This is a genomic window from Chryseobacterium urinae, assembly GCF_030518295.1.
In the GTDB taxonomy this organism is placed as follows: domain Bacteria; phylum Bacteroidota; class Bacteroidia; order Flavobacteriales; family Weeksellaceae; genus Chryseobacterium; species Chryseobacterium mucoviscidosis.
The window spans coordinates 15,468-36,815 of record NZ_JAULSJ010000020.1 but is presented as its reverse complement, the minus strand read 5'-3'; the positions used below and the strand labels follow the sequence as shown (position 1 = coordinate 36,815).

The window sequence follows — 21,348 nt, the reverse complement described above, 5'->3', positions numbered from 1 at the left end:
TGTCTCGCGCTTCAAACAGTGGAAAGTTCTTAACGGACTAAATTTAAATTTTCTTAACGCTCCATTTTCCTATGTGATTCAATCATTACATTCAAATCAGTTTCGGCGAGCCTTTGGCTCGCCGAAACTTTTATCAATGGATTATTTAAATTTAATCTTTACCTCAACCTTGATTTATTCCTTTTCTTTTAAAATTCCCTTTAAAACCTTCAGCTTTCCGTCAATCGGCTGATCGATTTTCAACCCTAAAATATCTGCAACCAAAGGATAAACGTTAATGTTCTGAAATTCATCGATCACCAAATTATTTTTGAATTCCGGTCCCCAAGCAAAGAATGTGGCTTTCATTTCAGGAACTATCTGCGGATTATAGCCGTGCTTTCCAACCGATGATTTTTTTCCTTTTTCCAAAAATATTTTGGGAGCATTGGGAATCAATAAAATCTGTCCGATTCTTTTATACCGATCATCTTTTGCTGAGAAATGAAGATATTTGGGGAGTTTTTTATCCAGATAGACTTCATAATCTTCTGTTTTGTTAGCTTTTAATTCTTTATAAACCCTTTTAACCTCATCTGGATTTTTAACGTAAACCCTCAATAAAGTCTGCGAATTGTAAAAATCAAATCTTTCTTTATTAAAAAGCATTGCGGGAATTTCTAACGGACTTCCTCCATCCACTTTTATCATTCCGTGATCCGAAACAAAGACAAAGTTTACATTTTGTAATCCTAAATCATGAACTTTCTGAACCAGTTCGCCAATAGCTCCATCCACCAGATGAACAGCATCTTCGGTTTCTCTGGAATCCGGACCGAAATGATGCCCGCTCGCATCAACTTCAGGAAAATACAATGAAATGAAATGTGGTCTTTTTTCCATTGGCAGCTTTAGCCATTCGATGACTTTGTCCACTTTTTCAGATGGCGAGAATTTTTCGTGATAATGATAATAATAGGTGGGTCTGTTTCCTCCTGCATTGCTTGCAGAACCTACCCACATTAACGAAGCGGAAAGCATTCCCTGTTTTTCAGCGAGTCCCCAAAGCGGCGTTCCGCCGTACCAGTTTCCGTCTTCAGCATTTTTTTTATCGCTCATGGCGTAACTTTCCTTCTTTTCATAATCGTAGAAATAATTATCAATCAGTCCGTGATGAGAGGGATACAATCCGGTAATCAATGTCCAGTGATTGGGAAATGTAATGCTTGGATAACTGGGAATCATCGCTTTTGCCTGAACTCCCTCATTGGAATATTTTAAAAGATTTTCTGCATTGTATTTTTTAGCATAATCATAACGAAACCCATCTGTAGAAATCATGATGACATAAGGTTTTGTCTGAGCTTCAGCCGTATTGTAACGATCAGGAACTACAACTTCTTCTGTATCAACATTATCTTTTTGGGCAAAAACTGTCAGTGAAAAAATTAACAGTAAGAATTGAAGGCTTTTCTTCATGATTTATATTTTCTGCAAAATTAGGGTCTAGAATCCTGAAAGAAAAGATTCTTCGGTTAAAAAAAGATTAAAAGCATTTTTTAGAATGAGTGTAAATTAAAAAACATTGTCTCAAAAATATCAAGATCATAAACTTTTTCCATATTACGGTAATCCGTAAAATATCTCAAGGACTTTTATTTAGCTTAGCTTAAATTTTAAAATATTGCTTTATCTGAACAAATATTGTTTAGATGAAAAACTTGATTAGGAGAATAATAAAAAAATAATATTCATGAATACAACATCAGAAAGTGATAAGTCAACAAAAATGCTACAAGTTTTAGATTGGGCATTTGAAAAATCTTTAAATGGAATTCCAGGTGTTTCTGAACCAATAGAAATTTTTGCATCAAACTATACAAAAGGAAAAGGTACTACTTTACAAAATGTTAATTCATTAATTCGTTGGCAAATTAGCAAGACAACGACTTCTGGTTTTGTAACTGGTCTTGGAGGTCTCATTACATTACCCGTTGCAATACCGGCAGATATATCTACTGGTATTTATTTACATATGCGAATGATTGCAGCAATTGCACATATTGGAGGATATAATGTTAAAGATGACAAGGTAAAATCATTAATCTATTTGTGCTTAGTTGGCGAGTCTGTAAAGGATATACTAAAAGATGGAGGAATAGCTGTAGGTACTAAACTTGCAATGAGCTCTTTAAAATCTGTATCTGGTAAAACCTTGACAAAAATAAATCGCATGGTCGGATTTAAGTTGATAACAAAATTTGGTGAAAAGGGAGCTATTAATCTCGCTAAATTTATTCCTTTTGCAGGTGGTATTATAGGCGGAACAGTTAATGCAATCGCAACTAATGCAATTGGTAATCTGGCACGAAATACTTTCATTGAAAATAATGATTCTGAGAATATTTCAACAACTTATACAATATATGAAGATGCCGAATTCATTGATAACCAAGATATAATTTTGTCAAAATTTAATTCTTACGTGAATCTAATAAAAGTTGATGGAAAAATAGCAAAAGAAGAACTTGAGATATTTGAACAAGAATTAAACCAATCAATTTTATCTGAAGACTTGAAACTAAATTTAATTAATAATCTACATTCTAAAGAAAGTATACCCGTTGATTATTCTATTTTTAAAAATAATGTTAATGATTCTTTAGAATTAATTACAAATTTAATTAAGTTAGCAAAAATTGATAACGAATTTCATATTTTAGAAAAAATGTTTATAAAAAACATTAGTATTCAAGTTGGTTTTTCATTAGAAGAGATTGAAGAATTAATGTTAACCGTAAAATAAAAAAGTAAATTATTGTCATAAAAAAGACCACTTTTCAGTGGTCTGTGTTTATTCTTTAATTAGCTGTTCAAAAGACGTTGAACCATCTTTTAATGTAATTTCCAGATAATAATTTCCGGCTTTCAAATCGGAAATGTTCACTTCTTTTCCGTCAGCTTTTATCGTTCTTACCTTTCTTCCGGTAGATTCAAAAACATCAATATTTTTTATTTTATCAGCATCTTTGAAATTAATGGTTTCTTTTGCAGGATTTGGATAAAGAACTACTTTTTTGCTTTGTGCAGCGACTTCTCCGGTTGCCAAAACAGCTCCCATCGTAAGAGAAGCGTAGCCTCTGTTTGAAGAATGGTAAGATATTCCCGTTCCTCCTGCAGTTCTTGCATAGAAAATATTAATGGTTCCCGCAGAATTAGGAATGGCAAAGTCTCCAGTTCCTCCGGCAAGAGATCTTGTAGCCACTACTGTTCTTGTGCTTCCCGAAACGGTGTTTGAAACCTGAGTCCAATCCTGCGTAGCATCTGCAGAAGGTGAGGAAAATCCTACGAATGTATAATCTCTGTTTGAAGATGAATTGTAAATAAATCCATCTGATCCGTTTGCCATTCCGCTTGATCCGAAACCGATTCCGAGCATTGAATTGCTGTCTCCAGTTAAAGTAAGCGTAGCAGTAGTTGCATTCGTGTCTAATTTCACCGTCATTGCAGCAGCCGATAAATTAACTGTACCCGACGAAAACTGCGCTCCTACAGAAATTGCAAGAGCCATTGATAATGTGAGTAAAACTTTTTTCATATTTTAATTTTTAAGTAGGTTAATTATTTCTTTATTGTTTGTCTGTAAAGCGTACTCAAAAGGAGTCATTCCCTGTGCATCCTTTATGGTTTTGTCGGCTTTGTATTTCAGCAGTAATTCCGTCAGTTCTTTATTTCCGAATTTTACTGCCCAGAATAAAGGAGTCGATCCTGTAGCATCCGCAATATTCGGATCTGCCTTTTTCTCTAAAATATAGGTTACCAGATCTTTGTTATATTTTACGGAAAGTCCGGACAATGCTGTTCCTTCACGGCTTTTATAATTAATGTCCTTTACATTGTCCATCAGAAATTTGGCAACCTCTACATTTCCTCTGTAACAAGCCAGAATTAAAGGAGAAAAACCGCTTTCGTTGGTCTGGTTGATGATATCCGGATTCTGTTTCATCATATCCTTCACTTCAGCAACTGTACCGCTTCTTGCCACATCAAAAATAGATTTTGCTTTTTCCTGAGCAGTTGCCAAAGTAAAACTGAGAAACATTCCTAACAATAAAATTAATTTTCTCATTGTTTTGTAAGAACATAATTGTATTGAACATTCACGTTTTCAGCAATCTTTTTAGAAACCATTTTCGGAATAGTTACTTTATGATCGGCGGTCTTGGCTACAAATCCTCCCGACATATAAATTTTCCCGTCTTTGGCATAAATGGTTACCGCAGAATTGTACGCCTTATCTACTCCATGAAAATTTAATTTTCCCTGAACGGTATATTTTTGTGGCGTTGCGGATAATTTAGACTTATCAAAATTCAGAATTTTTCCGGTGAAGGTTGCCTTCGGATATTTCGCCGTTTCGGCATAGCTTTCATTGAAGTGCTCTTCCATTAATTTTGTTTTGAAATGGAAGTTTTTCACGACAGAAACTGATGCAAAATCTCCTGTATCGGCATTGATTACCGCCACATTGTTGTCGTCCTGTGCAAAAACATCTTCAAATAAAGGAACAGATGCTTCAAAAGTTACTTTTCCTGTTTTAGCCATATATTTTTGGGCAAAAGCAAGATTGGTGAATAATAACGCTGTTATAAATAAAAATAGCTTTTTCATATTAATTTCTAGTTTTCGAGAAGCCCGTCGGCTTTCCATTTCGTGATGATCGTAATTTGTGAGGGCGATAAACTTCCGCCTTGAGGCATTTTTAAAGGATCTCCGTTAGCGCGGCTTATTCTGTCTATAACGTTATCAATATTTGCTTTCACCTGAGAGTAGTTTGCCAGCGCCTGAACTCCCGGTGAATGACAGCTCACGCAATTGGCATCCATAATAGGCTTCACATCTTTATTGTAAGTTACCACTTCTGCAATCGGAGTATTATCCGAAATTTCCTCATACGTTCTGCTTTCACAAGCCGTTAATACTAATGCTGATGAAACGATGTATATCAATTTTTTCATACTCTAAAATACTCTGTAAAGATTAAACCCAAAGAAAATCTGCCCTTTATCCCATTTTCCGGCTGCATTGGTTAAATAACCAATATCCGAATTGAGTTGGGAATTGGTGAACAAAAGCTGGAACACGTGTCCCCCGGTTTCTATATCCATTCCTAAAGAAAGCGGATTTTTATAGAAACTGTGATTGTCGAAATTCACAAAATATTCTGCATTAATAGAAACTCTTTTGGAGATTTTATAACGTCCTCCCAAACCTGCCAAAAACTGGTTTTTGTCTTCAATAGTAGGTTCGTAAAGATTTTTGTGAACGTATGACGGTGTTAACTGAAGAGAAAATTTATCGCTGAATCTTCTGGAAATTAAAGCCTGTGTAAGATAAGAAAGCCTGTCCCCAAACTGAAGATGTGGATAATTATCTTTGCTGAGATCTGTATTTACTGCCAAAACATTATAGCCTACAATATCTACAGGCGCGTTTTCATTCTGTTTTACAAGTCTGTATTTTACACCGCCTTCAAAAGTTTTCAGGTTGGTTTCTCTGGAAAGGCTTACTGAAATCCCTTCTGTAATGCCATAAATAACTCCGAGTTTTGTGGAAGCATCATCCAGCCCGAAGAAGTCTTTAAAACCTTTGCTTACATCGCCGAAGCGGTGCGCCACAACAATATACCATTCATTCTTTGCGGGAAGTTTGGTAGATTGCCCGGTTACAATTTGTAAAGCTTTAAAAGCGGGTTGGGAAACATCGGTGTTTTTCGTCTGAACGGTATCAATATCTTTCAGCAGGTCTTCCTGTGCAAAGGAAAAAACTGAAGCAAACATTGACAAAAATAAGAGAGTTTTTGTCATACACATTTATTTAAATTAGTACAACAAACTTATCGACTTATCGAGTTAAAATTGTGTGATAAAAGTCACCGACTGTATTGTTTTTATCAATGAAAATGTTAAAATAATTAAATATCATTTATTAGCCTTGACTAACATTTTCATTTACAGGTATTTTTATGCCTTCTTTGGTCTGAATAATCTCGCCTTCGTTTTCTATTTTTTTAAGAACACGGCTTACTACTTCTCTTGAAGTTCCCAAACTGTTTGCAATTTCTCTGTGGGTAAGTTTGATGGGATTGTTTCCGGTTGCTGAAATCTGTTGTTTTATATAGTTTAAAACTCTTTTATCCAACTTATGAAAAACGGCATCATTTACCATATTCATCACATCAATAAATCTTTTGTCGTATTCTGAATAGAAAAGCCTGTTGATTTCCGGAAATTTAATGAGCCATTCATGAACAACAGATACCGGGAATAACAATACTTCGGAGTCTTCTTCCGTAACGGCGTAAATGCGGCTTGTGCAATCTGTAAAGATTGAGGAGAATGTCATGAGACAACTGTCATTAGAACGGATGTAATAATAGATCAGTTCGCGACCGTCATTCAGGCTGAAAACCCTTATGGAACCTTTAATAAGAAACGGAACAAATTTATTTTTCTGTCCTTCTCTTACAATCTCGGTTTTCGCTTTAATTTCTGTAACGATGGCATGTTTATCCAGCTCTTTTAAAAAATCATTTCCTAAAAAGCCAAATTTGTTAATAATAAACTGATTATTGATCATATTTAATGTATCATTTCTGACTTACAAATATATTGAAATGAAGAATTGAAATTATATTTTTTTTATTCTATTGAGGATATATAGAATATTAAATTACGGTTTTCCACAATTTTATCTATTAAAATTTGAATAATTTTGAATTAGTTATAAACTAATTAAATGGAAAATAAATTACAACCTTCAAAAAAATCAAATAAAATTATCCCTATTATTATAGCAATTTTGGGGACATTATATGGAGTTAGTCCCATTGATGCTATTCCAGATGTAGTTCCTGTAGTGGGCTGGATTGATGATTTGATTATTACTGGTGGATCATTAATAGGGTTAATACAAGCTTATACTGAAGATACAAATAAAAACTTAGCAAAAATATTTGGAATTTTAAAGTGGTCACTCTGGCTTTTGGGAGGTATTTTAATTGTATTAATAGCAATTTTAGGAATTACAACTTACAATTTATTTAAATAAAATTTTATTTTGATAATTAAAAATAATAAAAATGCCCCAATAAAATTGAGGCATTCTTTTATTTTTGAGAGTAAATCTTAAGCGTTTACGTTGTTTCCTCCTAATACGAAAGGCTCAACTTCTTTGATTTCTCCGAATTGCTGCTCGTAGTTAGCAATGTTTTGCTGAAGAGCAGAAAGTACTCTTTTAGCGTGAAGCGGAGCAAGGATAACTCTTGATCTTACTTTTGCTTGCTGTACTCCCGGCATTAACTGGATGAAATCTACTACAAACTCAGATGGAGAGTGGTTTACTAAAGCTAAATTAGCATAGATACCAGCTGCTACCATTTCGTTTAATTCGATGTTGATGTTTCCGTCTTGTGGATTTTGATTGTTGTCCATTGTTATAAAATATTTTTTTATTCGAAATTTTGAGGTTGTGAAAATATAAAAATAAATTCAAACCTCAAATTTCCGAATCATTATTTTTAGTTAAGATCTTCGAATTCTTTTTTAGAACCTACGATCACATTTTGGTATTCTTTAAGACCTGTACCTGCAGGAATTCTGTGTCCTACAATTACATTTTCTTTAAGACCGTTAAGATCATCTACCTTACCTGCAACTGCTGCTTCGTTAAGAACCTTAGTTGTTTCCTGGAACGATGCTGCAGACATGAACGATTTCGTCTGAAGAGCTGCTCTTGTAATACCCTGCAATACAGGCGTTGCTGTAGCCGGTAAAGCTTCTCTTACCTGAACTAAAGCCTGATCTTCACGCTTCAGCTTAGAATTCTCATCTCTTAATTCTCTTGCAGTAATCATCTGACCCGGCTGGAACACTTTAGAATCTCCGGCATCTACTACTACTTTAAGACCGAATACTCTGTTGTTTTCTTCCAAGAAGTCATATTTATGCTCAAGAGCACCTTCAAGGAACTGAGTATCACCTCCATCAACGATAGATACTTTTGTCATCATCTGTCTTACGATGATTTCGAAGTGCTTGTCGTCGATTTTTACCCCCTGTAGACGGTAAACTTCCTGAATTTCATTTACTAAATATTCCTGAACCGCAGTTGGACCTTTGATTCTTAAGATATCGTCCGGAGTAATGGAACCGTCAGAAAGTGGCGAACCAGCTCTTACGAAGTCATTCTCCTGTACCAAAATCTGGTTGGATAATTTAACCAAATAAATTTTTCTTTCTCCAGTTTTAGCTTCAACGATCAATTCTCGGTTACCTCTCTTAATTTTTCCGTAAGAAACTACCCCATCGATTTCTGTAACCACCGCCGGGTTTGAAGGGTTTCTTGCTTCGAATAATTCGGTAACTCTCGGAAGACCTCCGGTGATATCCCCTGCTTTTGCAGATTTTCTCGGGATTTTGATTAAGACTTTACCAGCCTTAATTTTTTCACCATCGTTTACCATTAAGTGGGCTCCTACCGGTAAGTTGTACGCTTTCTGTTCAACTCCTTTAGAATCTACCACCTTCAAGGTAGGTACAGCTTTCTTATTTCTGGATTCAGAGATTACTTTCTCTTCAAATCCTGTCTGTTCGTCAATCTCCAACTGGAATGAAACCCCTTGGATAATATCTTCGTATTCTACCTTACCGGCAGTTTCTGCAATGATAACCGCGTTATACGGATCCCACTTACAGATTACATCGCCTTTCTTCACCTTATCACCCGGTTTTACAGATAATATGGAACCGTAAGGTACGTTAGCTACCATTAACGGAGTTCTGGACTCGTTATCAGCAACTAATCTGAATTCTGTTGAACGGGAAACTACAACTTCCGCAGTATTACCGTTTTCATCTTCAGAAGTAATGGTTCTTACCTCATCCATTTCAACGATACCGTCTCTTCTTGCAACAATTGACGGGTTTTCTGATACGTTTCCTGCAGTACCCCCTTGGTGGAAGGTTCTCAACGTAAGCTGAGTTCCCGGTTCCCCGATGGACTGTGCTGCAATTACACCTACTGCTTCACCCATGTGGATCATCTTCCCTGTTGCTAAGTTTCTACCGTAGCATTTCGCACAGATTCCTTTTTTAGCTTCACAAGTAAGTGGTGAACGAACTTCAACTGCTTCTAATCCTGCTTCTTCAATTCTCTTCGCTAACGCCTCACTGATTACCTGATCTGCTTCAGCAATTAATTCATCACTTTCAGGATCATAAATATTATGTAAAGAAACTCTACCTAAGATTCTTTCAGAGATTCTTTCAACGATCTCATCATTTTTCTTAAGTGCAGTAACTTCTGTTCCTCTTAAAGTTCCACAGTCGTCTTCTGTAACGATAACGTCCTGTGCAACGTCTACCAATCTTCTCGTTAAGTAACCTGCATCGGCAGTCTTAAGAGCGGTATCCGCAAGACCTTTACGGGCACCGTGGGTAGAGATAAAGTATTCTAGGATGGAAAGACCTTCTTTAAAGTTAGCAAGAATCGGGTTTTCGATGATCTCCGCTCCGGTAGAACCGGCTTTTTGCGGTTTTGCCATCAAACCTCTCATCCCTGATAACTGACGGATCTGTTCCTTAGACCCCCTCGCTCCGGAGTCAAGCATCATATATACAGAGTTGAAACCTCCCTGATCAGTTTTCATTCTGCCCATAATCATCTCCGTAAGGTTTGCATTGGTTGTAGTCCAAACGTCGATTACCTGATTATAACGTTCTGTATCTGTAATAAGACCCATGTTATAGTTGGCTCTAATTTCATCTACTGTTCCGATAGAATCTGCAATCATCTGCTTTTTCTCAACAGGAACCACAATATCTCCTAATGAGAAGGAAAGACCTCCTTTGAATGCGTTTGAATATCCTAAGTCTTTCATTGCATCCAGGAACTTCACAGTTGTAGGGAAATCTGTATCTGCAAGAATTTTACCGATAACGTTTCTCAATGATTTCTTCGTTAAAAGCTCATTGATATATCCTACCTGCTTCGGTACAATCTGGTTGAATAAGATTCTACCTACCGTAGTTTCGATTAATCTTGTTACGATTTCTCCGTTTTCTTTAACCGGAAGTCTACATCTTACTTTAGCATTTAAAGATACTCTTCCTTCCGCATAAGCGATTTCTGCTTCTTCAGGAGAATAGAATGCCAAACCTTCACCTTTTACTTTCATATCTTCTGTAGAACTCAATTCTTTGGTCATGAAATAAAGACCAAGAACCATGTCCTGAGAAGGTACTGTAATTGGAGAACCGTTTGCAGGGTTCAAAATGTTTTGAGAACCTAACATCAATAACTGAGCTTCAAGGATCGCTTCAGGACCTAACGGTAAGTGTACCGCCATCTGGTCACCATCGAAATCGGCGTTGAATGCTGTTGTTACCAACGGGTGAAGCTGAATTGCCTTACCTTCGATCATCTTAGGCTGGAAAGCCTGAATACCCAATCTGTGAAGCGTAGGTGCTCTGTTCAGTAGAACAGGGTGACCTTTCATCACGTTTTCAAGGATATCATACACTACCGGCTCTTTTCTGTCGATGATTCTCTTAGCAGATTTTACTGTTTTTACAATTCCTCTTTCAATCAGTTTTCTGATGATGAACGGTTTGTACAATTCCGCTGCCATATCTTTAGGAATACCACACTCGTGAAGCTGTAAGTTCGGACCTACAACAATTACGGAACGCGCAGAGTAATCTACCCTTTTTCCTAATAAGTTCTGACGGAAACGACCCTGCTTCCCTTTCAATGAATCTGAAAGTGATTTCAACGGTCTGTTTGATTCAGATTTTACGGCTGAAGATTTTCTTGTATTATCGAATAGTGAATCTACAGATTCCTGAAGCATACGCTTCTCGTTTCTTAAGATTACTTCCGGAGCTTTGATCTCCAATAATCTCTTCAAACGATTGTTTCTGATGATTACTCTTCTGTAAAGGTCATTTAAATCGGAAGTCGCAAAACGTCCTCCATCCAACGGAACCAATGGTCTTAGTTCTGGTGGAATAACAGGAAGAACACGCATAATCATCCACTCCGGTCTGTTGATCATTCTTGTATTAGCACCTCTCAATGCTTCTACAACGTTCAATCTTTTCAGAGCTTCCGTTCTTCTTTGTTTTGAACCTTCGTTGTGTGCTTTGTGTCTCAGGTCGAAAGACAATGCATCAAGGTCGATTCTTTTTAATAATTCTTCAACCGCTTCCGCACCCATCTTAGCGATGAATTTGTTCGGATCAGAATCATCAAGATACTGGTTCTCGATCGGAAGAGTTTCCATGATGTCAAGGTACTCTTCTTCAGTTAAGAATTCCATATTTTCGAAATCAGAACCGTCTAATTTTTTAGCAATACCCTGCTGGATCACTACATATCTTTCGTAGTAGATGATCATATCCAATTTCTTGGAAGGAATCCCTAAAAGGTAACCGATTTTGTTCGGTAAAGAACGGAAATACCAGATGTGTGCAATTGGAACTACCAGATTGATATGCCCGATTCTCTCTCTACGTACTTTTTTCTCCGTAACTTCTACTCCACAACGGTCACAAACGATCCCTTTGTAACGAATTCTCTTGTATTTACCACAAGCACATTCGTAATCCTTTACAGGACCAAAGATTTTTTCACAGAACAAACCGTCTCTTTCAGGCTTATGCGTTCTGTAGTTAATGGTTTCCGGTTTAAGAACCTCCCCTCTCGATTCCTGAAGAATCGATTCCGGTGAAGCTAAACCGATGGTTATTTTATTAAATCTACTTGATTTATTTTTATTTGACATTTGTTAGATTTTAAATTTTAGATTTTAGATTTTAGATTAATTTCCGAATGTTTCCATTCAGCATTTATAATTTAAAATTTAAAATTATTCCTCTAGTCTTACGTCTAATCCAAGACCTTGTAGCTCGTGAAGTAGTACATTGAAGGATTCCGGAATACCTGGTTCAGGCATCGATTCACCTTTTGCAATAGCTTCGTAAGTTTTCGCTCTACCAATAACGTCATCCGACTTCACGGTAAGGATCTCTCTCAGGATATTTGATGCACCGAATGCTTCAAGTGCCCAAACCTCCATCTCTCCGAATCTCTGACCTCCGAACTGAGCTTTACCTCCTAACGGCTGCTGAGTAATCAATGAGTAAGGACCGATAGAACGTGCGTGCATTTTATCATCAACCATGTGTCCCAGTTTCAACATATAGATTACCCCTACTGTTGCAGCCTGAGTAAATCTTTCTCCGGTACCCCCATCATAAAGGTGAGTGTGACCGAATTTAGGAAGACCTGCTTTCTCAGTGTACTCCGTAATCTGGTCTAAGCTAGCTCCGTCGAAGATTGGCGTCGCGAACTTCAATCCTAATTTCTGACCAGCCCATCCAAGTACTGTTTCGTAGATCTGACCGATGTTCATACGTGAAGGTACCCCAAGTGGATTCAGTACGATATCTACCGGTGTTCCGTCTTCAAGGAATGGCATATCTTCTTCACGAACGATTCTCGAAACGATACCTTTGTTACCGTGACGACCCGCCATTTTATCTCCTACATTCAGTTTACGTTTCTTAGCGATGTACACTTTAGCCAACTTCATGATCCCTGCAGGTAATTCGTCTCCGATTGAAATTGCAAATTTCTCACGGTTTTTAACCCCTTGAATATCGTTGTACTTGATTTTGTAGTTGTGAATTAATTGTTTGATTAATTCATTTTTATCGTTATCAACTGTCCAGTCTGAACCGCTAACGTTTACATAATCTTCAACTGAAGTCAACAATTTGTGAGTGAACTTCACCCCTTTACCGATGATTTCTTCATCAAGGTCGTTTTTCACGCCCTGAGAAGTTTTACCGCTTACAAGCGTGTTTAATTTTTCAATTAAAGTGTTTCTCAAATCATCAAACTTAGCCTTGTAAGTGTTTTCAATTTCTTCAAGCTTAAGTTTTTCTTCAGTTCTCTTCTTTTTATCTTTAATGTTTCTTGAGAACAATTTCTTGTCAATAACAACACCTCTTAATGATGAATCTGCTTTTAATGAAGCATCTTTTACATCACCAGCTTTGTCACCGAAGATTGCTCTCAAAAGTTTTTCTTCAGGAGTCGGGTCAGATTCACCTTTTGGAGTGATTTTACCAATCATGATGTCTCCAGGCTTCACTTCAGCACCGATTCTGATCATACCGTTCTCGTCAAGATCTTTAGTAGCTTCTTCAGAAACGTTTGGAATATCTGCTGTCAATTCTTCCATACCTAATTTGGTATCACGAACTTCCAAAGAATATTCATCTACGTGGATTGAAGTAAACCAGTCTTCACGAACTACTTTTTCGTTAATTACGATCGCATCCTCGAAGTTGTATCCTTTCCAAGGCATGAACGCAACCACTAAGTTTCTACCAAGAGCCAATTCTCCTTTTTCAGTAGCATAACCGTCGCAAAGTACCTGTCCTTTTTCCACTACATCACCTACTCTTACGTTTGGTCTTAGGGTAATGGTAGTACTTTGGTTGGTTTTTCTGAACTTAGTTAAGTTATATGTTTTAGTAGCAGACTCGAATTGTACTAAATCTTCGTCTTCGCTTCTTTCATATTTAATAACGATTCTGTCGGCATCCACGTACTCTACCGTACCTGTACCTTCAGCGTTAATTAAGATTCTTGAATCTCTTGCAACCTGCTGCTCAAGCCCTGTACCTACGATCGGAGCCTGTGGCTTCAATAGAGGAACTGCCTGACGCATCATGTTAGATCCCATCAACGCACGGTTCGCATCATCATGCTCCAAGAAAGGAATTAATGAAGCGGAGATACCAGAGATCTGGTTTGGAGCAACGTCGATAAGGTCTACTTGGTTTGGCTCAACTACAGGATAGTCACCATCCAATCTTGCAATAATTCTGTCTGTTTCGAATTCACCGTTGTCGCTTAGTTCAACGTTTGCCTGAGCAATTACTTTAGATTCTTCGTCTTCTGCATTTAAGTAGATAGGATCTGCATTAAGCTCAATTTTACCATTCTCTACTTTTCTGTAAGGAGTTTCGATGAAACCTAATCTGTTGATTTTCGCATAAATACCTAAAGATGAAATCAAACCGATATTTGGTCCTTCCGGAGTTTCGATCGGGCAAATTCTTCCGTAGTGTGTATGGTGAACGTCTCGAACCTCGAAACCTGCTCTTTCTCTTGATAAACCACCAGGTCCTAGTGCAGAAAGTCTACGCTTGTGCGTGATTTCTGATAGTGGGTTGGTCTGATCCATGAACTGAGAAAGCTGGTTGGTACCAAAGAACGAGTTGATTACTGATGTTAAAGTTTTTGCGTTAACAAGATCAAGCGGAGTAAAGATTTCGTTATCTCTAACATTCATTCTTTCCTTGATTGTTCTTGCAATTCTTGAAAGACCTACCCCGAACTGTCCTGCTAATTGCTCACCAACAGTTTTAATTCTTCTGTTTGATAAGTGGTCGATATCATCCACCTCCGCTTTAGAGTTTACCAATTCGATCAAGTGTCTTACGATCGCAATGATATCTTCTTTTGTAAGAACCTCAGTTGTTGTAGGAATGTTCAGCCCTAATTTTTTGTTTAGTCTGTAACGTCCTACTTCACCTAATGAATATCTTTGCTCTGAGAAGAATAATTTTTCAATGATTCCTCTTGCTGTTTCCTCATCTGGCGGATCTGCGTTTCTTAACTGACGATAGATGTACTCTACTGCCTCTTTTTCAGAGTTTGTAGGGTCTTTCTGTAATGTATTCTGAATGATAGAGAACTCGTTGCTGTTTTCTTTGTGAATCAGGATTGATTTCACACCTGCATCAAGAATAAGATCTAAATGTTCTTTTTCAAGAATCGTTTCTCTGTCCAAGATGATTTCGTTTCTTTCGATAGAAACAACTTCACCGGTATCTTCGTCTACGAAATCTTCGAACCAAGTGTTCAATACTCTCGCAGCCAATGTTCTTCCTTCTACTTTTTTAAGGGCAGCTTTAGAAACTTTCACTTCTTCAGCAAGATCGAAGATCTGAAGGATGTCCTTATCAGATTCATACCCGATCGCTCTTAATAAAGTTGTTAACGGTAATTTTTTCTTACGGTCGATATACGCATACATTACGCTGTTGATATCTGTCGTAAATTCCATCCAAGATCCTTTGAAAGGGATAATTCTTGAATAATAAAGTTTAGTTCCGTTTGCGTGGTAAGTCTGTCCGAAGAATACCCCCGGAGATCTGTGTAACTGAGTTACGATTACACGCTCTGCCCCATTGATAATAAATGAACCGGACGGCGTCATGTAAGGAACCGGACCTAAGTATACATCCTGAACCACGGTCTGGAAATCCTCGTGTTCCGGGTCTGTACAATACAATTTAAGTCTTGCTTTAAGAGGAACGGAATACGTTAAACCTCTTTCCACACACTCATCGATTGAATAACGTGGAGAATCTACCAGATAATCCAAAAATTCCAATACAAATTGGTTTCTGGAATCGGTAATCGGGAAATTTTCCTGGAATGTTTTGTACAATCCTTCGTCTCTCCTGTCTTCAGGAAGCGTATCAAGCTGAAAAAACTCACTGAAAGACTCGATCTGGATATCCAGGAAGTCCGGAGTGATGATTTTTCCTTTCGCTGAAGAGAAATTTACTCTCTGATTTCCCCTAGTTGTAGGTGTTGTTTTACTCATAAAACTTTTAAGAAAGGTTAAAAAATATTTTGATTCATTAAAAAATATCAGAAAGAAGAGTTTGAGAGCAGAAATTGTAAAAGACCTTATAATATTGGCGCTATTAAGAGACAGTCTTTTATTTTTTCCTTTTGATTCTCAGAATCTTATTCCTAACTGCAACACTGGTATATCTTTTCACAGCGTAATGCAAAATATTTTTATTACTTTTGAGGCAGATACCGCCGTAATATCTATACACACGAAATCTCTTTCATGGAAATGAAAGAGGTGATATTCAATATTTTATAGATTTACAAACAATTATTCGCGCCAAAAGAGACTGCAAATTTACAACATTTTATTTTCATATACAAATAAAACAACTTCATTCTGAAGATGTTAATTGTTTTTATGATTTCCCTATTGCCTTATCGTTGTGCTTTTAAAATTTCGATTCCATTATTAATTATACTGTTATTTAAAGCAGGAGATCACTAAGATTCTTTTTAAATATCGACTGTTTTCTAATCTGCACACCTTATTCATTCAGCAAAAACTCAAACTTTTTTAATGATGGAAAATTTTGGGACAGTAATATTTTATTTCTATACATTTTTTACACAAAAAGGTCATCCAAAAATATGGATGACCTACCCTTAATAAAAAAAACTCAATCTTAAAATCATTACAATAACCTAAGATTTAGCTGTATTTTGATGTACGACCGATTTTATCGAAATAGATTAGCAAATGATCAATATTCGAAAAAGCCGTCATAATATATATTTACTGCAAGAAACTAAGAATAATTACTATTTGTTTACGGTAATTACTTTTTTTATAAAGTTAATTAAAAAAAATCAATAAAACATTTAATTTCAGATATTTAAAAACATAAGTCATTCTTGCGAATGACTTATGTGTAGAAACGATTTATTTATTGAAATTACCTCACGATGACTTTGTATGATTTTACAGTCGTTTTTGTTTCTACTTTTATAATGTACATTCCTGCCGGTAAAGAAGAAGTAGCAATTTCGGTATTTCCTGAAAATTTACCTGAGCGGATTAACTGTCCCTGAGCTGAAAACAATGTGTATGTACCTTCTTCATCAGATTTTACATTTAAATTTTCCCCAGCTTTTACAGGATTAGGATAAATTTTAACATCATTTGCTACTGTCTTTACTTCTCCCACAGAAGCTTTAGCTGCAATTGCACTGTTTTTCGCAAAAGAAGAATATGGTGAAAGAGGGGAATTCGGAGAACCTTTCGCAATAAGATCTGTATCTACAACCGCCTGAATTCCATCTGCATCTGCATCGTTTATTCTCGAAATAAATCCTTCTCCAAGATCATCCAGATTATCTTTTCCGATGGTATAAAGATCAAAGTCTATATTATTGGATTTCAAATCTAAAAAATCAGGTTTATCGTCTCCATCTGTATTTTTTAAAGGATATTTCATAACGCCTGAATCCGGAGATGTTTCCAGAATATCTGCAATTCCGTTATTTCCTGCCGCAACGCCGCTGTCGATAATTCCGTTATGATCCGCATCAATCTGATCGATAACTGAAGTTGGAATTCCAGATTCAAATAAATCTAAAATACCATCGTTATCAGAATCAAGATCAAGATAACTTGAAATTCCGTCTCCCAGTTCTGCAATAACCAGTTTATTTCCGTCTACATCATCATCTTCAAATTTTCCGTTTCCATTAAGGTCTTCCCATGCATCCGGAATGCCGTCGTTATCAGAATCATTATCGCAAGCATCTGCAACACCATCTCCATCGCTGTCTAGTGCAGAAGATTTATCATTTACCACAGAACATCCTTCAGCACAATCCGGAATACCGTTTCCGTTGTTATCAATACTGTCGTTTCCGTTCGGACATTTATCGTTACAGTTCGGAACACCGTCCTGATCGTCATCAAGCTGAACAAATGCATTATAAATGTAGTATTGCTGCGCCAAAGTGATTCCTATTCCTGGATTGATTTCAATTTTCATTCTGTCGAACGCTTTTGTTGCTGTAAAACCAACATAAAACTGATTGGAAGCCGAAGTAATAAACTGTCCGCTGAATAAACCTCCCGAAGTTCTGGATTCTGTAACCGTTGTTCCTTTATAAAAAGTAACGGTAATATAATCTAGAGCATTTATAGTTAACAAATTAGCACTTTTCGTTAAGGTAAATCCGCCGAAAGTCCCGGCAGGATATTCTCCTGTATTGCTTTTAACGGTTAACCTAACTGTTGGAATTAATAAATTAATTGGAGAAAAATTTACTGTTGCAAAATTTGTTGTGTTGGCATCTACAACGTTTCCTGTGTTGGTAATATTGGTTAATCCTAAAATTGTTCCCGAAGCACCTGTCCATGAAGCACCCTGTACAATATCTCCTAATCTTGAAGTTCCCGAAGTCTGAATATACTCATTACAGTCGCAATCCTGAGGTTCTTCGAAGGCATAAAATACTTTTAAAGCTCCGAAATTCACGCCTACTGTCTGCGTAATTTTTAATCTTACTTCATTAAAAGGCTTGGTTGTATTGAGGGAAATTTTTTGTTTGTTGGAACCGAATCTTAACACTTTGATATTAATCAGCCCGCCTCCATCAAATAAGTTTTTAGAATCCTGTAACTGCCCGAATAAATAGGTTTCAATTGTTATATTTTTCAAAAATTCAGCACTTAGCAATTTACCCTGATCGTCCGGTTCAATAACAAACCCGGCTTTGTTTCCTGCGGGATAAACCTGATTCTTATCTAATACGCCTACAGAGTATGATCCCAACAAGCCTGCCGGTAAAACAACAGAACCGTAAGAACTTTTATCTCCGTCGCCAATCTTTTGCCTGTCGACCACGAAAGAAAGAGGTGCTAAAAAGCTGCTGCTTCCTGAAACATTTCCATCTACACCGCTTCCTGCAATAATATCATCACAGATGCCATTATTATCTACAGGAACTTTATTGGGATCAAAAGCAAATGCATAATAAATATTCAGGGTACTGAATATAGAAAGGGCGTTAACCTGATACAGTCTTACTTCGTTAAAATCTTTAGTTGTTTTAAAGTGAAGGAAAATTCTTGTTTTGGTTCCTCCAAATGCAGGAACAGACAGTAAAGTTGCACTATTTGAAGATTCCTGAAGAACTCCTGCTTTATAAGTACTGATTCTTAAGTTGCTTAAAAGACTTGCCGTAACAACACTGGTTCCTAAATCTACATTAAAACCAGTAATATATCCTGCAGGATAAGTGGTATTTGTATTTTTAACAGAAACTCCGTTTCCGCTTACCAAGGTGGTAAAGCTTCCCATACTTACGCTGTTATCCAAATTGGCATCAATAAGGGGATTTGTGCTTCCGCTGTAACAAGCCAGGCATATTCCGTTTGCGTTAAGTGGTTTTGCTTCAACTCCCATTCCTCGAATCGGTGTGTAACCCTGTCCGAAAATCTTCACAGACAGCAGAAACAGCATGAGAAATGCTGTAATTTTCGTAAATAATTTTTTTGTCATTTTTATAGATTTTAAAGTTTGTGTATTTTTTAGAATTGTTGCCACGCATATACTCCTGCGGAAATTCTGCATCCGTAAAAGCTTCCTGTATTTCCGGATTTACCATAAACAATAGTTCCTTCATTACTTGCGTTACAGTCTGAAGTTACAGGAACACCGGTGGCTTTAATTAAAATCCCTTTACTGATTTCAAGATCCGGAATATTAGTTCCGTTGGGAGTCATATTTACACCAACGTCCGTAATTGCTGTTCCAATTACACCCTGTCCGGAAAATGCATGTGAGGTATTGGCATAAACAGTCTGATTGGCAATGGTTGCACTTGCATTGGTTCCGAAAGCAATTGCGCCGGCTGCTCCGCTTGCAACATTGGCATTTCCAAATGCATAATTATTGCTCGTTACGTTATTTCCTGTTCCAAAAGCAAAACCACCAGAATTTACATTGGAGTTTCCAACATTAATTCCGCTGACGTTAGCTGCGGAAGTTCCGTTATTATTTCCCAAAACAATGGTATTGGCTCCTGTGGCAAAATTGTTGTTCCCTATTGTTTTTGCTCCGCTTAAAGAACTGTTTGCTGCTCCTATTGCCACACCCGGAAAGTTGGCAGCCTGCGCAGCAACGGTATTTTCTCTTCCTAAAGCGATGTTGGACGAGGTATTGTTTGATAATGTATTGTTTGAACCCCAAGAAAGTGATGCATAAGGAGCTGAAGTATTGGCATTTCCACCTCTAAGATTACCATTAACATCCAAAATTGCTTTTACGGTATTGTTTGTTGTAAATACTAAATTCTGACTGTCGGTAGTTCCTAAAAAGTTTCCGGAAGAAACAGCAGTCCCTAAAGTTGAAGCAGAAGCCGTAGTTCCTGAGTTTCCGGTTGTTTTCCAATCTGAAGACTGTGGCTGAAGAAACTGAATCCAAACTGAGCCATCAAAATAATAATATCCTGTGCTTGTAACATTGACGGTCTGACCTGAAGGTGCTGTATCAGGAGTTGTTACATAAACAATTGCACCAGTCTGAGCTGTAGAATAGTTTTTTCCCTTAAGTTGATCTCCTGTAATTCGCGGTGCAATAATTCCATCAAGTTTATTTGGATTTGAAGGCGCTCCCACAACATCGAGAGTTGCCTGTCCCAAATTAGTATTAATGCCTACTTGTGCGTTTAGCATGCAACTGAAAATTGTCAACACGGACAATCCGAATAATTTGTTTTTCATTATATGATATTTGTAGTTTTTGAAAGATTACATGAAAAGTTATTTCATGCCTTCTGTAAAGATAATTTTACAATGTGTGATAAAATTAGCAGTGATGTAATTTTATAAGTAAGAATTTTTATATGATATCTGTTGATAAAGAGAGGAATTTAACAGCTTTGCTGTATTAAAATACATCAACAAGATCATGTAAAGAATAAGCGGCACATTAATGTCCGACAGAAAATAATTTATATCCAAGGCTGTGTGTTTTACGGATACAAATATAGTATATTTTCAATTAAATTATAAATTTTTATTAAAAAATTTAACAATATAAATAATTTAACACATAATAAATAAAATAAAAAGGCAAAAACTAAAAATAATTTAAAAATAAAAAATTACAATTGCTTTTTTTTAGTTCATAAATATTTATAGATATTAAAATGAATTTTTAAACCCAATAAAAAAAGCCTGAACAAAATGTTCAGGCTTCCTATTTTTAATGTAAACTAGAATTATTTCAATTCTACTTCAGCACCAGCTTCTTCTAATTGCTTCTTAAGAGCTTCAGCTTCGTCTTTAGATACACCTTGCTTCAATGGAGCAGGAGCACCGTCTACGATATCTTTAGCTTCTTTAAGACCAGCACCAGTTAAATCTTTTACTAATTTAACGATCGCTAATTTAGAAGCACCTGCAGACTTAAGAATTACGTCGAATTCAGTCTTTTCTTCAGCAGCTTCACCAGCAGGACCAGCCATTACTACTGCAGCAGCAGCAGGCTCAATTCCGTACTCATCCTTAAGGATAGCAGCTAATTCGTTTACGTCTTTTACTGTTAAGTTTACTAGCGTTTCAGCTAAATTTTTTAAATCTGACATTGTTGTAATGTTTTT

At 36.7% G+C, this 21,348-nt stretch carries 15 protein-coding genes; 2 read left to right on the top strand and 13 right to left on the bottom strand.

What is annotated here, in order from left to right; genetic code table 11:
* Window positions 1-174: 174 nt before the first annotated feature.
* Complete coding sequence (locus QWT87_RS13325; RefSeq protein ID WP_302716476.1) at window positions 175-1,458, bottom strand: alkaline phosphatase family protein; 1,284 nt, start codon at window positions 1,456-1,458, stop codon at window positions 175-177.
* 274 nt (window positions 1,459-1,732) lie between these two features.
* Between QWT87_RS13325 and QWT87_RS13320 the strand changes: the two genes are divergently transcribed.
* Window positions 1,733-2,785, top strand: coding sequence for an EcsC family protein (locus QWT87_RS13320; RefSeq protein WP_302716475.1), 1,053 nt, complete (start codon window positions 1,733-1,735; stop codon window positions 2,783-2,785).
* 48 nt (window positions 2,786-2,833) lie between these two features.
* Here the strand turns inward: QWT87_RS13320 and QWT87_RS13315 are convergent, their stop codons facing one another.
* The 6 genes from QWT87_RS13315 to QWT87_RS13290 all read right to left on the bottom strand — a co-directional run bounded on the left by QWT87_RS13315 (window position 2,834) and on the right by QWT87_RS13290 (window position 6,618).
* On the bottom strand, window positions 2,834-3,577 hold the full coding sequence (locus tag QWT87_RS13315; protein ID WP_302716474.1) for a T9SS type A sorting domain-containing protein: 744 nt from the start codon (window positions 3,575-3,577) through the stop codon (window positions 2,834-2,836).
* 3 nt (window positions 3,578-3,580) lie between these two features.
* Window positions 3,581-4,108: an ankyrin repeat domain-containing protein gene (locus QWT87_RS13310; protein ID WP_302716473.1), complete on the bottom strand. Its 528-nt coding sequence runs from the start codon at window positions 4,106-4,108 to the stop codon at window positions 3,581-3,583.
* The gene (locus QWT87_RS13305) at window positions 4,105-4,650 is read right to left on the bottom strand and encodes a YceI family protein (RefSeq protein WP_302716472.1); all 546 of its coding nucleotides are present in this window, start codon (window positions 4,648-4,650) and stop codon (window positions 4,105-4,107) included. Before QWT87_RS13305 ends, QWT87_RS13310 begins: the two co-directional genes overlap by 4 nt.
* A gap of 8 nt (window positions 4,651-4,658) precedes the next feature.
* Window positions 4,659-4,997 (bottom strand): c-type cytochrome, encoded by a 339-nt coding sequence (locus tag QWT87_RS13300; RefSeq protein ID WP_087707472.1) that lies wholly within the window; start codon window positions 4,995-4,997, stop codon window positions 4,659-4,661.
* A 3-nt stretch (window positions 4,998-5,000) separates the two neighbouring features.
* The gene (locus QWT87_RS13295) at window positions 5,001-5,846 is read right to left on the bottom strand and encodes a DUF5777 family beta-barrel protein (protein ID WP_302716471.1); all 846 of its coding nucleotides are present in this window, start codon (window positions 5,844-5,846) and stop codon (window positions 5,001-5,003) included.
* Window positions 5,847-5,967: 121 nt separating this feature from the next.
* Window positions 5,968-6,618 carry a Crp/Fnr family transcriptional regulator gene (locus tag QWT87_RS13290; RefSeq protein ID WP_116097664.1) on the bottom strand — a complete coding sequence of 217 codons (651 nt, stop codon included), beginning with the start codon at window positions 6,616-6,618 and terminating at the stop codon, window positions 5,968-5,970.
* A 159-nt stretch (window positions 6,619-6,777) separates the two neighbouring features.
* Here QWT87_RS13290 and QWT87_RS13285 point away from each other — a divergent pair, with 159 nt between their 5' ends.
* Entirely contained in the window at window positions 6,778-7,089 is a 312-nt protein-coding gene (locus tag QWT87_RS13285; RefSeq protein ID WP_302716470.1) for a YkvA family protein, read from the top strand.
* A gap of 77 nt (window positions 7,090-7,166) precedes the next feature.
* Here the strand turns inward: QWT87_RS13285 and QWT87_RS13280 are convergent, their stop codons facing one another.
* From QWT87_RS13280 to rplL, 6 genes are all read right to left on the bottom strand, one after another.
* Window positions 7,167-7,472, bottom strand: a complete 306-nt coding sequence (locus tag QWT87_RS13280) for a DUF3467 domain-containing protein (RefSeq protein ID WP_029295596.1) — start codon at window positions 7,470-7,472, stop codon at window positions 7,167-7,169.
* A gap of 86 nt (window positions 7,473-7,558) precedes the next feature.
* A complete protein-coding gene (rpoC, locus tag QWT87_RS13275) occupies window positions 7,559-11,824 on the bottom strand; it encodes a DNA-directed RNA polymerase subunit beta' (RefSeq protein WP_302716469.1) in 4,266 nt (1,421 codons plus the stop codon).
* Window positions 11,825-11,908: 84 nt separating this feature from the next.
* A complete protein-coding gene (rpoB, locus tag QWT87_RS13270; protein ID WP_185209010.1) occupies window positions 11,909-15,730 on the bottom strand; it encodes a DNA-directed RNA polymerase subunit beta in 3,822 nt (1,273 codons plus the stop codon).
* Between the two features lie 928 nt (window positions 15,731-16,658).
* Entirely contained in the window at window positions 16,659-19,244 is a 2,586-nt protein-coding gene (locus tag QWT87_RS13265) for a T9SS type A sorting domain-containing protein (RefSeq protein WP_302716468.1), read from the bottom strand.
* Window positions 19,245-19,273: 29 nt separating this feature from the next.
* Window positions 19,274-20,467 carry a hypothetical protein gene (locus tag QWT87_RS13260; RefSeq protein ID WP_302716467.1) on the bottom strand — a complete coding sequence of 398 codons (1,194 nt, stop codon included), beginning with the start codon at window positions 20,465-20,467 and terminating at the stop codon, window positions 19,274-19,276.
* A gap of 500 nt (window positions 20,468-20,967) precedes the next feature.
* Window positions 20,968-21,333, bottom strand: coding sequence for a 50S ribosomal protein L7/L12 (gene rplL / locus QWT87_RS13255; protein ID WP_087707490.1), 366 nt, complete (start codon window positions 21,331-21,333; stop codon window positions 20,968-20,970).
* Window positions 21,334-21,348 lie beyond the last annotated feature (15 nt).